12 protein-coding genes are annotated in these 14182 nt (G+C 65.1%); 4 read left to right on the plus strand and 8 right to left on the minus strand.

Translation table 11 applies throughout. From position 1 onward, the window contains the following. Position 1 precedes the first annotated feature (1 nt). Positions 2-2425: an HNH endonuclease signature motif containing protein gene (locus CV023_RS06610; RefSeq protein WP_230744681.1), complete on the minus strand. Its 2424-nt coding sequence runs from the start codon at positions 2423-2425 to the stop codon at positions 2-4. Positions 2426-2848: 423 nt separating this feature from the next. Between CV023_RS06610 and CV023_RS06615 the strand changes: the two genes are divergently transcribed. The 3 genes from CV023_RS06615 to crtI all read left to right on the plus strand — a co-directional run bounded on the left by CV023_RS06615 (position 2849) and on the right by crtI (position 6596). Further along, complete coding sequence (locus tag CV023_RS06615; RefSeq protein ID WP_230744682.1) at positions 2849-3352, plus strand: hypothetical protein; 504 nt, start codon at positions 2849-2851, stop codon at positions 3350-3352. A gap of 422 nt (positions 3353-3774) precedes the next feature. Then, positions 3775-4857, plus strand: coding sequence for a phytoene/squalene synthase family protein (locus CV023_RS06620; protein WP_230744683.1), 1083 nt, complete (start codon positions 3775-3777; stop codon positions 4855-4857). Continuing rightward, positions 4854-6596: a phytoene desaturase family protein gene (gene crtI / locus CV023_RS06625; protein ID WP_230744684.1), complete on the plus strand. Its 1743-nt coding sequence runs from the start codon at positions 4854-4856 to the stop codon at positions 6594-6596. Before CV023_RS06620 ends, crtI begins: the two co-directional genes overlap by 4 nt. A gap of 115 nt (positions 6597-6711) precedes the next feature. On the opposite strand, the gene CV023_RS06630 is transcribed toward crtI, so the two are convergent. The 5 genes from CV023_RS06630 to CV023_RS06650 are packed head-to-tail and all read right to left on the minus strand — an operon-like array spanning position 6712 to position 11615. Then, positions 6712-8394, minus strand: coding sequence for an FAD-dependent oxidoreductase (locus CV023_RS06630; protein ID WP_230744685.1), 1683 nt, complete (start codon positions 8392-8394; stop codon positions 6712-6714). After that, entirely contained in the window at positions 8391-8792 is a 402-nt protein-coding gene (locus CV023_RS06635; protein WP_230744686.1) for a lycopene cyclase domain-containing protein, read from the minus strand. Before CV023_RS06635 ends, CV023_RS06630 begins: the two co-directional genes overlap by 4 nt. After that, positions 8789-9202 carry a lycopene cyclase domain-containing protein gene (locus CV023_RS06640; RefSeq protein ID WP_230744687.1) on the minus strand — a complete coding sequence of 138 codons (414 nt, stop codon included), beginning with the start codon at positions 9200-9202 and terminating at the stop codon, positions 8789-8791. Before CV023_RS06640 ends, CV023_RS06635 begins: the two co-directional genes overlap by 4 nt. Continuing rightward, positions 9199-10563: a cytochrome P450 gene (locus CV023_RS06645; RefSeq protein WP_230744688.1), complete on the minus strand. Its 1365-nt coding sequence runs from the start codon at positions 10561-10563 to the stop codon at positions 9199-9201. Before CV023_RS06645 ends, CV023_RS06640 begins: the two co-directional genes overlap by 4 nt. Next, the gene (locus CV023_RS06650; RefSeq protein WP_230744689.1) at positions 10560-11615 is read right to left on the minus strand and encodes a polyprenyl synthetase family protein; all 1056 of its coding nucleotides are present in this window, start codon (positions 11613-11615) and stop codon (positions 10560-10562) included. The genes CV023_RS06645 and CV023_RS06650 overlap by 4 nt, the downstream gene beginning before the upstream one ends. 104 nt (positions 11616-11719) lie before the next feature. On the opposite strand from CV023_RS06650, the gene CV023_RS06655 reads away from it, so the two are divergent. Continuing rightward, a complete protein-coding gene (locus CV023_RS06655) occupies positions 11720-12307 on the plus strand; it encodes a MarR family winged helix-turn-helix transcriptional regulator (RefSeq protein ID WP_230744690.1) in 588 nt (195 codons plus the stop codon). 60 nt (positions 12308-12367) lie between these two features. On the opposite strand, the gene CV023_RS06660 is transcribed toward CV023_RS06655, so the two are convergent. Beyond that, the gene (locus tag CV023_RS06660; protein ID WP_230744691.1) at positions 12368-13261 is read right to left on the minus strand and encodes an SDR family oxidoreductase; all 894 of its coding nucleotides are present in this window, start codon (positions 13259-13261) and stop codon (positions 12368-12370) included. Positions 13262-13308: 47 nt separating this feature from the next. After that, the gene (gene ku, locus CV023_RS06665) at positions 13309-14178 is read right to left on the minus strand and encodes a non-homologous end joining protein Ku (protein WP_230744692.1); all 870 of its coding nucleotides are present in this window, start codon (positions 14176-14178) and stop codon (positions 13309-13311) included. Positions 14179-14182: the final 4 nt, after the last annotated feature.

Genomic DNA, 14182 nt, shown 5'->3' on the forward strand with positions numbered 1-14182 from the left:
ATCAGAACGGCGGGGGATCCGATTCCGGATCGTGCTCCCATTGGATCCGTGGCTGTGGTTTCGGGCGGGCTGGCTTGTCCACCCAAATGTAGCCGTTGATCAATTTGTGGGCGAATCGATCCGCGATGTATCGGTCGGGCTTTCGCCAGTATCCGGTGTATTTTCCCGGGCCAAGTTGCTTCATGGTTACAGGGTTGGGCCCTGGTGGAAGTTCCTTTTGAAGTCTCGTTGCACCCCAGTCCAGTGACCGCTCGAGCATCTGCCGGTGTCGTTCTGCTCGATTGTGCTCGAACCTTTCCTGCAGTGCGCGCTGTCGTGCTGCTTCTTCCTCGGCGGCCCGTCTGACCTCCGCCCGTTCTCGAAGTGTCGATTCTCCCGGCATGAGCTCGAGGATTCTCGGAGGCGTAGGAACCTTGTGTTTGGGCACTCTCCACCGTCGGGGCTTGAGGTTGCACAGTTCATTCAACTGCTGAGCTTGGGCAACATTGATCGGCTGATCCGGTGCGAAGTTTCGGGCCTTCACCCCATGTCGGAACTCGTATTCGACCAGTCCCGATTCGGGCATTCGCACGGTGTACCTTTTGGCAGTCTTCAGCGCATGATGGCGTTTGCACAATGGGTGCAGGTTCCCGAACTGAGTCTTTCCACCCTTCATCGGATCGAGGTGGAAGAACGGAATGACGTGGTCGATCTCCGTGTTGACCGCTCGGCGTGTGCAACCGGGGATCGTGCAGGTCGTCCACTGGGCGATGAGTGTCCTGCGGAGATCCTTGGGAATGGAGTAGCTGGTGGCTTTCGCATCGAGGGGAGTGCCGGTGGCCGGATCGGTGAGGATCCTCGTCAGGGTCGGGCTGTCGCCGGCGAGTCGGCGAGCAAGATCCGCCGGAATCGGCGATCCGTCCGGCAGAATGCCCGGCAGTTCGGACTGTCCGATCAGTGTGAGGAAGGGGACGGTTGCGACCAGACCTGCTTGGTTCCGCAGCCAATACTCGTGGGTCGGCATTTCCACCGAAACCATAGTGTCGGGGCGTTCGAAACTCTGCGGAGTGATTCCGAACGTCGAATCGCCGCCGGCCGATGAACCGGTGGAATCGGTGAATCCGGCCGCAGCCATGAGCCCAGAGGCGGACGTGTCTTTGGCGCCGAAGAGCGGAGTTCCTTCGTTGTCGAGGAGCGGCCGTGTATCGCTGGAGAGAATGCCTGTCACGGGGTCGACTCGGCGAACGGTGATATTGAGCTTGGGCTGAGGGCGCAGATAGATATCGCTCATCAGCGCCTGCATGTCCCGGTCGTCGACGATCTTGGTTCCGGCCGGAAGGTTGAACGTGTTCACTTGGTCGGTTCTGACCGCTTTGGCCATCGCGCGGACGCGGTCGTAGCTGGCGTTGATCTCCAACGCGGGACCCCACAGTCGGATGCTGGCCGTTCCGTCCCTGTGATTGGTGACGTCGACGAAACGACGTTCAGATGCAATCTGAGAACAGTCCTCGCGCGGTTGAATCAGCTGGAGGATCTTTCGCAGTGCTCGGAGGAGCGAATCGCTGGTCACTGACGATCGACATTTGGCGAGGTAGTCGTCAAGGTGGGGGAAATTCTGGAACTGGGTATCGACGCAGAGGTAGGCGACGGCTTCGACGTGTGCGGTGGCGAACTCTCCGCGACGAGCGCGTTCAGCGAATCGCGGCAGTCCATGGATGACAGTCATCGCGGAGGTCAGCTGGCGCAGAGCTCGGACCACGGATGTTCCGAGAATGGATGCTGCCTCAGCGACGTCTTCCGGTGCCACATTTTCACGAGACCACTCGAAGAAGGTCATGGTCCTGGAGTAGCAGGGGAAGTTCGGGAGGCCCTCGGGGCTCGCCTCCGGAGACCCTTCGGCCTTCGCCACCGGCCCGTCGTCTGCGCCGTTGGCGGTCTCGGCCTGCTGGGACGAGGCCCTTTGGGACGGGGCCTCGGTGCCCGAGTTCTTGGATGCCAGTGGAGCGCCGTAGGAGGCGCTCCACGGGTCGGTGTCGATGCGGGTGGCTGATCGGTCGCCGGAGACCGCTTCGGTGATTCGGGCAGAGACCGGCTCAGCTCCTTCGCCGGGTACCGGCTCGGTGGCCGGTTCGGAAGCGGGCCCAGATGATTCGTTGTCCGTGTTCGCAGTCGACTGCGCGATCGTTGCGAAGCGGTAGGGGGTGCCGTCTTCGGGCACCGGGGTGTCGAGTGCTTTGATCACCTCGTCCAAGACCGTTCCTGAGATCAGTTCGAGGACCAGGATGTGGGCTTGGTCTGCTGCCGTCGACGCCTTGGCCAACTCAGTGAGGCTTGAACCGATCCTGAGTGAGTAACGGGCGGATTGAAATGGCTTCTCGGCCTCTGCGCCGGCTGAGTTGTTCTCAGCGTCGGACGAGTCATTGTCGTAGTCAACGGTTGTCTTCATGTCGTTTCACCTGCCTCTGACATCTTTGTCGGGGAAGAGTGGTGATATTTCTTCGAATAAACTAGTACATCAATGGTAACAGAATAGAACTAGATGCGTAAATACCTGAGCCGATAATAATTCAATCTCATCATTGCCCCTCATGTCCTGATGGTGATCTTTGTATATTCAGGATCGCATTCGGCACTGACATGAGATTTTCGGTGTGGATCGGCGGCGAGTGTGGCCGCGGTTGGCGCTGATCGGATCCGCGCTCGACTGGGCGCGGACACATTCGAGTTGGGCTCCTCGTTCGAATGCGTTCTCTTTTGTCTCCGGCGGGGTCATTGGGCTCGGCGTTGTGGCGGATTGGCGCCGGATGCTGGGTTGCGGAGCTCGACTCCCTGCTGTTCAAGGGTGGATACGCGTTGCATAATAGAACGCATGAACGAATATGAGGTGCAGAATCTGGGTCACTCGCGTGACGAGCGGCCGACATCGGGGTCGGCTGTCGCCCCGGGGTGCCAGGGGTCGCTGAAGCGTCAGGACGCACCGGAGTGCCAGAGGCTGTTGGGCCGGCAGGGGCAGTTGGAGTGCCGAGAATCTCCTGAATGGATGACGCGGTACAGGGATTTCAAATCGTTGTGCGCAGATGTCTCGGGCGAATACATCCGCTTCTACCTCACCACCGGATGCGAGCAGATCGAATACGTACACTCGCAGAACACCGACGGCCTGCCGAGCTACTCCTGCCGACTGGCATCGACTGACGGTGAGATACTCACGCTGACTCTCGACGACTGGAGGTCGCGGCTGGGGGAGGTGCCCGAAGTGGTACGCACTTGGCTTGGAGACCACTCGAATCTACGCGGGTGCAAGCCGGCGAAGTCCCACTATCAGGGCGATCGGTACTGGCTCAAACGGTGGCAGCTGGCGAACCCGTGGTGATGCCGGCGCGAGGCTGCCCGTGATGTCGGGCTCGGGTTTCGTCAGGCCAGGCCCTGTCGGGCCGGGTTCCGGTGAACTGTGTGGCCGTTCTGGCTGCAGGTCGTTCCCGTCGTCTGCATGCCACGTCTGGTTGCGGGCCTCTCCAGTCGTCCGCGCGCCACTCCTGATCGCATGCCGTTCCCGATCGCACGTCATTCCCGTCGTCCGTACTCCACTCCCGATCGCATGCCGCTCCTGATCGCGAATCGTCCCCGGCTGCGCACCCACCCCAGGCTGCGCGCCCGTCCGCAGTCGCTCGACCTCCACGGATTCACTGAAAATATCGCTTTCGATTGCGCGCCGAGGCATTTCGTTAGCTAAGCTAACGATATGTCTTCACGATCAGCGCACGCGACCTCGGAACCGGTCGAGGTGCTGTCGTGATGAACTCGACCGCATACGACCAGTTCAGCCGCACTGCACGGCAGGCGGCGAAAACGGTGATCGCGAACTATTCGACCTCGTTCGCCCTGGCCACACGATTCCTCGGGCCGAGCCACCGCGACCACATCCGCAATATCTACGCGCTCGTTCGCATCGCCGATGAGATCGTGGACGGACTCGCAGCCGACGCGGGTCTCACGCCCGAAGACCAGGAGCGTCTTCTCGAGAGCTTCGTGACCGCCACGAAGACCGGACTGGAGCGAGGCATCAGCGACAACCTCATCATTCACGCGTTTGCGCAGACGGCACAGGCAGCGGGCATCACCGCGGAACTCATCGACCCCTTCTTTGACTCGATGCGCACGGACCTCGAGTCCGCGCACAAGGACTTGGAATCTCCTTCCTCAGCCACCAGAGCGCTTGCCCAGCGACCGTTTTCGCCGACCCCGCCGACTCGGCAGAACCAACCGCGTCCGCCGGTGCCACCGGGCCCACCGCCCCGACCGACCCCGCAACCGCGAGGGCTGCGCGGCTTCGATGCCGATGAACACAGTCGGTACGTCTACGGATCCGCCGAGGTGGTCGGGCTGATGTGCCTCACCGTCTTCCTCATGGACGAAGACCGCACACCCACCCAGCGTGAGCGGCTAGAGTTCGGTGCCAGGCAGCTCGGTGCGGCCTTTCAGAACATCAATTTCCTGCGCGATCTCGCCGATGACAGCATTCGTCTCGGCCGCAGCTATCTCACCGCCGAGGGACGCCTCACCGAAACGGAGAAGACAGCCTGGGTGCGCACTATCCGCGACCAGCTCGCCCATGCCGAGGACACCATGACACTGCTGCCCAGGGATGCCCGCGCGGCAGTCCGCAGCGCCGCCGCACTCTTCACTGCCCTCATCGACCGGATCGCCGAGACTCCCGTCGCCGAGCTCTACGTCAAACGCATCCGCGTCCCCAACGCCGTCAAGGCGCGACTGGCGGCGAAGGCCATTCTGACCACGGCGGCAGAAGGCCGAACACTCGAGCACGCGCGAAGCGAGAACGAAACAAGTGTGCACGCGCGACACGAGGGCCGCCAGTGACCACCGGAACTAGCGGAACAATTGGAACCAGCGGAAACACACCAACCCCCAGAACCACCCGAACCGGCGTGATCGGCGGGGGAGCGGCCGGTCTCGCCACGGCCATCCTCTTGGCCCAGGAGGGGCATACGGTCGATCTCTTCGAGAAGAACGACCACCTCGGCGGGCGCATCGACGTCTTCGAACGGGACGGATTCCGGTTCGACACGGGTCCCTCCTGGTATCTCATGCCCGAGGTCTTCGACCATTTCTTCGCCCTGGCAGGCACCACCGCCGAGGCGGAGCTCGACCTGCGCACGCTCGATCCCGGTTACACGGTGTTCAGTCGGGCCGGCGCGGTCGGTCCCGCCGACGCCTCGACCGTTCCGGTGCGATCGTTGACGATTCCCCACGGACCCGCCCGCGTCCTCACTGCCTTCGATCGCACCGAGCGTGGTGCCGGGCATGTCCTCGACGACTATCTGCAGTCGGCGAAGCGGACGAAGGAGCTCGCCCTCGCGCACTTCCTCTATAACCCCTTCACCTCGGCCGCCTCGGTGCTCGACCGTGAGATCCTCGGGTCCCTGCCGACTCTCATGCGCATGCTGGGCACCTCCCTCGAGACCCACGCGAATTCCGCCGTCCGGGATCCGATGCTGCGACAGATCCTGCAGTACCCCGCGATCTTCCTCGGCACCGATCCGCGGCGGGCGCCCGCGATCTATCACCTCATGAGCACCCTCGACCTCGACGAAGGCGTCCGCTATCCGATGGGCGGATTCAGCACCATCATCGACTCCCTCGTCCGGTTGGCCAGGCAGGCGGGCGTGCGCATCCATACAGGTGCCGATGTCACGCGGATCCGCGCCGAGGCGGTGCCGCGGTCGGCGCGCGCAACGCCGGCCCGCGGCGCGAGGGTGAGAGGCATGAGAGCGCGCGACATGAAGGCGCACGGCAGGACTGTCCACAATGCCACGAAGAATCGCCGGGTGACCGGTGTGACCTGGGTCGATGATGCGGGTGTCGAACGAGAGCACCCGGCGGAGATCATCGTCTCCGCAGCCGATCTCCACCACACGGAAACCCGCCTGCTCGACCCGGTCGACCGGAGCCGCCCCGAGGGCTCTTGGCAAAAGGTGTCCAGCGGGCCGGGCGCCGTGCTCGTCCTTCTCGGCGTCGCCGGAGAGCTGCCGCAGCTGCCCCACCACTCGCTGTTCTTCACCGAGGATTGGGCGGCGAACTTCGACGCGATCTTCGGTCCGCACCCGCGGATTCCCTCACCGGCCTCAATCTACGTCTGTCGCCCCAGTGCCACGGACCCGACCGTGGCACCGCCCGGACACGAGAACCTCTTCGTCCTCATCCCCATCCCGGCCGATGCCGGAATCGGCGCCGGGGGACCCGACGGAACCGGCGACCCGCGCATCGAAGCCGCCGCTGACAGGGCCATCGATCAGATCGCCGCGTGGGCCGAGATTCCCGACCTGCGGCAGCGGATCAGAGTGCGACAGACACAGGGCCCCACAGACTTCGCCGAGCGGTATCACTCTTGGTTGGGAGGCATGCTCGGCCCGGCTCACACCTTGGACCAGAGTGCGATGTTCCGGGCGAAGAACGCCTCGACGAAGCTCGACGGCCTCTACTATGCGGGCGCCACGACCTCGCCCGGCGTGGGCGTGCCGATGTGCCTGATCAGCGCCGAGGTCGTCCTCAAACTCATCCGCGGCGACTCGAGCCCGGGGCCTCTGCCGGTGACGTGACCTCTGCTGATAGTCGTGTTCGCTGTTGGTGACGTGTCCCGACCGTCGTCGGGGCCTGACCTGATGACCGGTTCGCTGCCTGGATGATCGTGCGCCGCCCGGCAACGCACGATCATCAGCGGCGAAGAGCGCCGATGAGTCCTCGTCGCAGCAGCCCGCGCCGAGGCGGTGACCAGATGTCCGTGCCCCGCACCCTCCACCCGGCCAGCAGTTCGTTGGCGGCCATGAAGCCCGTGGTTGCGGCCCGCTCCATGAGCGCGACCGGCGTCTCGCACCGGAGGGAGTCTCCGGCGAGCACCAGACCGGGAAAGGGCGTCGATACGCCGACTCGGCGGTCCCATGGCCGAGGATCGGCGAGGCCGCAGTCGTCCTCGATGAGGAGTTCCTGGTCGACGATCGGGATGTGCCTCGTCTCCGGGTAGGCCTCGTACAGGTCAGCCACCAGCTGAGAGGTGATCGCCTCGCGGTCGAGATATTCGAGGGCATAGGCGTGCAGCTCGACGACCGATCCGCCGTGAGTCTGCCGCCACCGTCGGGCTCCGGCCTCGAAGCGGTCGAGCACGGAGACGTTGTCGAGCAGGCGGTAGCCGGTGGTGCCGAGGAACGCGGCCCGATTTTCCGCCACCTCGCCACCGAGCCACAGTCGCAGCACGGCGAACGCAGGCGCGTTCGTCTGCGAGACCAGGTCTTCGACCCATCGTTTTCGAGCGGAGACATCGTCCCCGCCGGTCCGGTCCGAAGGCCAGGGGGCCTGCACTGAGTCCACTGACTCGGTCGGCTCGGATCGTGACGCGAGATCGGCCACGAGTTCGCGCAGGCTGCGGGGGTCGACCGCGAGGACGACGGCATCGGTCTCGGCTGCTTCGGTGGTGCCAGTGCTGGTCGTCGTCTCGACGGTCCACCCGGACCCGTCCGACCGACCAAATCCGTCCGATCGACCAGCGCCGCTCGAACGTCTAGACCTCGCCGCCCGTCCAGATCCCTCCGACCGGCCACCGTCGTCCGACGGCCACAGCCCGGTCACCTCGGTGCCAGTGTCGATCCGGACCCCTGCCTCGGCGAGGTGTCGGCCCAGGGGCGCCCACAGGGCGGTGTCGTAGTCGTCGTCGGGGACGTCGAAGAGCAGGCCTTCGGACGAGCCGGTGAAGTACGTGTGGAACATCGCCACGAGCTCCCCGGCCGCGAAATCTGCGGGGTCGGCGAAGAAGGACCGGGCGAAGACCTCGAGAGCCAGGTGCCTGGCTCCCTCGGGGAAGCGCAGGCGGTCGAGGAACGCCTCGGCGGATTCCCCGTCATACCTGTCCATCGACGACGGATAGTCAACGTCGATGAGTTCGCAGGCGGTCGCGAGGTCCACCTCGGCGAGGCCGCGGAGCGGAAAACTCGGACTGCTGAGCACGAACCCGGCCAGACTGAACGGGGGAGTGCGGGGAATCGAGGCGAAGGAGTCGAGGACGCCGTCTCTGCGCAGCAGGGGATAGTCGCCGGCCGGCACCAGCCGCCGCAGCCCGGGATCGGCGCGGGAGAGCAGACTGCGCAGGTTGTAATACTGCCGGAAGAAGGCGTGGAAACCCCGCGACATGGTGCGCTCGCCGGGAATCCCCCACGCCCGGACCCTCCCGCCGAGGCGGTCCTCCCGTTCGATCAGACGCACCGTGGCTCCGTGCTCGGTCAGGATCGTGGCCGCTGCCAACCCGGCGATCCCGCCGCCGATGACCGTGACGTGCTTGGGGCGCAGGAGCCGATCCCGTCCCTGGTGGGAGGGGATGCGGAGTGCATGACGGTCGCGGGGAGTCATCGGTTGCCGGCCTCCTCGGTCCCGGCCCCGGCAACATCGGCTCCGGCAACATCGGCTCTGGACTCGTCAGCGGCCTCGGCGACCGGGGAACGACGGTTCAGCCTGCGCTGCCAGAGCATGAGGACGGCGGTGATCATGGCGAAGCCGAAGCCGAAGTCCTCGATCGGGATGTCGAAGGGGAAGCGGATGCCTGAGAACTCGTCCGGGTTGTAGAGCACGATCGGGTTGCTCAGCTTCGTCAGCCAGCCGTCGACGAGACATTGGAAGAACAGGCAGATGCCCAGTGCCGCCCAGTACTGGGCACGGCGGAAGATGCCGCTGCGGACGACGAGCAGCTCGAGGACGATGACGACGACCATGCCGATGAGCGTCATGACCGTGTATTCGGGAAGGTTCATCGCCGGCCCTCCTCGTGCGCCTGTTGGGTTTCGTGCGACTGCGCAGCGTCGCCGTGTGCGCCTTCGGCGCTCCGAGCGCTTCCGGTTCTCCAGCGAGACCGCAGAGCCGTCAGCACCGTCCCGACGGCTTCGTAGCTGAGCAGGGCGCACAGGGGGATGACGAGGAAGAACACGAGCTCTTCGAGCGGAAGGTCGCCGAGGCGGATGCCGGTGACGAACCGCTCGTTGTAGTGCCAATGATCGCGGGCGATCGCCACCACGTCCCAGACCGAGAAGACGAGGACGACCGGAACGATCGCCCACAGTGCGGACTTCCAACGGCGGTAGACCCGTGCCTGGAACAGGAGTTCGAGCGGCAGGGTGATGAGCACGCAGGCGCCCATGAGCAGCAGGTATTCGTAGGCGCTCATGTCGGCTCCTCGTGGCCAGCCGGCTGTCCGTAGTCCGGCTCCCCGTAATCTGGTTCCCCGCGCTCCGTGCCGTGTCCGTGGTCGAAGGCCAGTTCCAGACCGCGGATGCGGTAGCCGGCGATGACGCTGTCCCAGCCGATCGTCGGCTCGTTGAGGATGCGGGGGCGGTGGGCGAGGATGCGGGGGCGGTGGGCGAGGAGGCGGTGGAGCAGGGCATCGGTCTCGAGCAGGGCCAGCGGCTGGCCCGGACAGGAGTGGGCTCCGTCGCTGAAGCTCATCCCCACCGCGGGCACCCCGTCTGCCGTGAGGCGGGCCGGGCACAGGGAGTGCGGATCCGAGCCGTCTCCGCCAGATTCGGTATCGTCTCGACCAGACTCGGTCGGGTCGAAAGCGGCAGGGTCCGTGTTCGTCTCGCGGACGCAGACGTCGATGAGATCTCCCCGCGCGATGGTGTGGGTGCTCCCGCCGTCCGCGATCTCGACCTCGTCCCGGGCACGACGGTAGAGATGGCCGACGACGGGTTCGAGGCGGATGATCTCCTTGAGGATCTCGAGGCGCCGAGGTTGCTCCGCCCGGCTGTACTCCGCACCCAGATCCGGATCGCTGAGGAGATGCCAGCAGGCCATCGAGATGAATTCCCGGGTCGTGACCATGCCCGCGGTCCCGTAGGTCACGCATTCGACGAGGATGTCGCTTGTGCTGTGTCCCGATTCGATGAGATGAGTGAGGACATCGCCGCCGGCCCGAGAGCCGCCGCGGCCGCGCCGTCTCGCCCTCACTGCGGGGCGGACGTCGGCGAGATAGAACCGTCCGATCGGCACGAGTCCGTTGATCGCGGCCTGCAGCCACTGCAGGCGGGTGCGTCCCCAGTTCGGGGTCGCGAGGTCCACGGGAGGTTGGGTGAAGAAGCCTTCGAGCCGGCGGGACATGCCTGCGACACTCGATTCGGTCAGTCCCACCACCTCGGCGGTGACTTCGACCGCGAAGTGCAGGGCCACCTCGTCGAGTCGGCACCGCCCCTGCCTGACGACGTGCTCGACCGCGGCCTCGGCGCGTTCGGCGATGAAGTCTCCGTAGCGGTCGGCGACCACGGCAGGAGCGAAGAAGCGGGCGAGATCCCTGCGCTGGGCGTCGTGGGCCGGGCCGTCGGAGATGAGGATCGGATGGCGGCGGAAGACTCCGCGCGGAATCCGCTCGGCGGTGAACCCCGCCTGAGATGTGCACGTGCGGGCGCGCAGCACCGTCCGTGCCGCCGCGAAGGAGCGGATGCGCCAGATCGCAGACGGACCCTCACCGATCACCTCCCGTTCGACGCTCGGTTCGGCGGCCTCGTCCTCCCGCAGGGCCTTACGTGCGCTCATGACTCCCGCAGCCCGCTCGCCGCGGTCAGCGCGTGCAGAGATGCGGCGAGGCGCGGCGGAAGATCCGCCTCATCGATGAGCCGGCCGATCGCCTCGCAGCGTTCGGCGATCATCGACTCGACGAACATGCGTGCCCCGGTGGCCTCGATGCTCTCGCGCAGACGCTGACCGTCGACCTCGTCGAGATCCGGGCGGCCGAACAGGTGGTCAACCTCGGCCCAGCCCGGGTCGGGGCGGGCGAAGGCGATGAGCAGGGTCTCCTTGCCCTCCCGCAGATCGCTGAGCGCGGACTTGCCGGTCCGAGCCTCGTCGCCGAAGACCCCAAGCACGTCGTCGCGCAGCTGATAGACGATGCCGATTCGGCGGGCTATCGCCCCGAGCCGGTCGATGACCTCGGGTGAGGATCCGGCGAGCACAGCCGCTACGGTCACCGGGGCTTCGAAGGAATACGCCGAGGTCTTACGGGCGATCATCTCGAGCACCTCCTCGGCGCTCGCCCGCTCGAGGCGGAGGCTCAGCCACACATCGGACTGCTCCCCGGCCGCGCTCTGCGCGATCGTGTCCTCGACGATGTCGAGGATGGCGATGCGACGGTCGCGGTCGACATCGAGCCTGGCCAGCAGCGACTGGGCGAGGGTGAGCATGAGGTCCCCGGCCAGCAGCGAGGAGGCCTCACCCCAGGTGGTCGCGGTCGATTCCGGCGCCCCGCGCTCTATGGCCTCGGCGGCGAAGCTGCCCGTGATGTTCGGTTCGCCGCGGCGCAGGGTGTCGTGGTCGATGACATCGTCATGGACGACGAGGGCGATGTGGAGCAGCTGCATCGCGCAGGCCGCATCGATCGCGGCGCTCTCATCGGTCCCTCCGAGTGCGGTGTGGGTGTCGATGAGCAGTCTGGGTCGGAGCAGCTTCCCGCCGCGCGCGATCCGCTCGAGGCGGTCCCAGAGCCGCTCGTATTGGGGTGTCAGGGAGCGGGCTCGCCCGCGAGAGGCCGCAAGCACTTCCCTCATCCGGGTCTCGAGGGTCAGTTGGGCCGGTAGTGCCTGGTCGGTCATCGGCGTCCGCCGTCATCGCAGTTCAGGACCATCTCCACGTCACGACCTCAATTTCGTTAGCCTGGCGAGAATTCAATCTAACACAGCCCGAGTATGCTGTCATCGTGCCACCTGCAGAGAGCAGCGAGCCCGAGGAATCCGGGCTCACATACTTTACGGACGATTTGGACTTCTCCGATCGCTCGCAGCTGAGCGCAGCCGAAATCAGAGAATCCAACGCCGTGATGGAGGCACTGCGGCGGTGGCGGGAGGCCGACCGGGCCCTCGCCGAGGCGTCGCGTCGATTTATGCGGCTCAACGATTCCGACATGCGCGCCATCCACATGCTCGTCCGCGCCCATCGGCGGGGGAACCTCTCCACCCCCAAAGATGTCGCCGCCGGGGTCGGCATCTCGAGCGCTGCGACCACGAAGCTCGTTGACCGGCTCGTCGCCGCTGGGCACCTCGTCCGCCTTCCCCACCCGCACGATCAGCGCACTGTGTGCATTCAGGTCACCGAAGCGACCGCCCGGGCCGCGCACGAGTCGATCGGTCGTCAGCACGCCCGCCGATTCGATGCGGCAGCCGCGCTCAGCCATGAACAGCGACGTGCGGTCATCGAGTTTCTCGAGGCGCTGACCGAGGCGGATTTGCCGCAGGGGATTCTCGCCGCAGCGAAGAACGAGACCGAGGCAGGCAACAGTAACGGCTGATCCGCCTCGGCGGGGATGGCTGACCACCTCGGCGATCGCAGGCGAAACCGCGTCCGCCGCTCAGGGAGTGGGCTGACCGCCGTTGACGTTGAGGGTCTCGCCGAGGACGTAGCTCGACTCGGACGAGGTGAGGAAGACGTAGGCCGGAGCCAGTTCTGTCGGCTGACCGGCCCGACCCAGCGGCGTGTTCTTTCCGAAGTGGGGCAGAGCCTCCTTCGGCTGACCGTCCGAGACCTGCAGCGGAGTCCAGATCGGCCCCGGGGCCACCGCGTTCACGCGGATCCCGCGCGGAGCCAGCTGTGTCGCCAGACCTTTGGTGAAGTTGTTGATGGCGGCCTTGGTCGACGCATAGTCGATGAGGTGCGCGGACGGCGAATAGGCTTGCACGGACGTGGAATTCACGATCGTCGAGCCGGCCGGCAGATGGTCGACCGCGGCTTTGACGACTCGAAACATCGCGTGGATGTTCGTCTCATAGGTGTCTCGCCACTGCTCCTCGGAGAGGTCGTCGACCCTGTCCACGGCGATCTGTCTGCCGGCGTTGTTGACCAGGGCATCGAGCCCACTCAGACCACTGAGCGTCTCCTCGACCAGATCGCGGCAGTATGCGGGATCTCTGAGGTCACCGGGCAGAGGCAGCGCTGTGCGGCCTGCGCGTCGGATGATCTCGCAGACGTGCTGTGCATCGTCTTCCTCTTCCGGGAGGTAGGACAGAGCAACATCTGCACCCTCACGGGCGAAGGCGATGGCGACTGCCGCACCGATACCGGAATCGGACCCCGAGATCAGGGCCTTCCGTCCTTCGAGTCTGCCGGTTCCCCGGTAGGTGTCCTCACCGCGGTCAGTTCTCGGTATCAGCTCGACGTCCAGGCCTGGTTCCGGTTGGTCCTGTTTCGGTGGTGAGATGTCGGGGTAGCGGTTGACGGGATTCTGCATGGTCAGTTGATCACTCATTGACTCTGCCCTTCTGTCTGTCGCTGTGTGGTGCTGCCGCTCCGGCCTCAGCCGGTGCGCTTCTTCGACGTCTTCTTGCCTGTAGTCTTGCGGTTCTTCCCAGTGGTCTTCCGGCTCTTCCCCGTCGACTTCCGGCTGCTGTCCACCGACTTGCGCAGCGCTTCCATCAGGTCGACGACGTCGCCAGAGGACTCGTCGTCCTCGTCGTCCTCGGAGAACGTCTTCTCCAGATCGAGAGAGTCTCCCGATTCGATCTTGGCGTCGATGAGCTTGCGCAGCTCCTCCTGGTAGTCATCAGTGAACTCCTCGGGAGTGAAATCCTCGGAGTACGAGTCGACGAGTTCAGCCGACATCTCGAGTTCCTTCTTGGAGATCTTCGCGCGGGAGTCGACGCCTTTGAAGTCGACGTCTCTGATCTCATCGGCCCACCGCAGAGTCTGGATCATCAGGAGCTTTCCGCATACCCGCAGCACGGCCAGCCGTGTTCGCGTGCGCAGAGTCAGCTTGACGATCGCTGTCCTGTCGGTGTCCTTGAGCGTCTGCCGCAGCAGCAGGTAGGCCTTGGGAGTCTTCGACGTCGGTTCGAGGAAGTAGGCTTTCTCCAACATGATCGGGTCGATCTGATCGCTGGGAACGAACTGGAGCACATCGAGGTCGCTGCTGTCATCCGCGGGCAGGGCCTCGAAGTCCTCATGCGTGAGGACGACTCGGTGATCACCATCGTCGTAGGCCTTGACGATGTCATCGAAGTCGATGACCTTGCCGCACTCCTGGCACCGGTGCTGATTGCGGATGCGGCCGCCGTCCTTCGCATGCACCTGATGCATCCGGACATCGTGGTCTTCTGTGGCCGAGTACAGCTTCACCGGCACATTGACGAGACCAAACGCAATGGACCCGGTCCAGATGGCTCTCATTCGT

The organism is Brevibacterium sp. CCUG 69071 (genome assembly GCF_021023135.1).
In the GTDB taxonomy this organism is placed as follows: Bacteria; Actinomycetota; Actinomycetes; order Actinomycetales; family Brevibacteriaceae; genus Brevibacterium.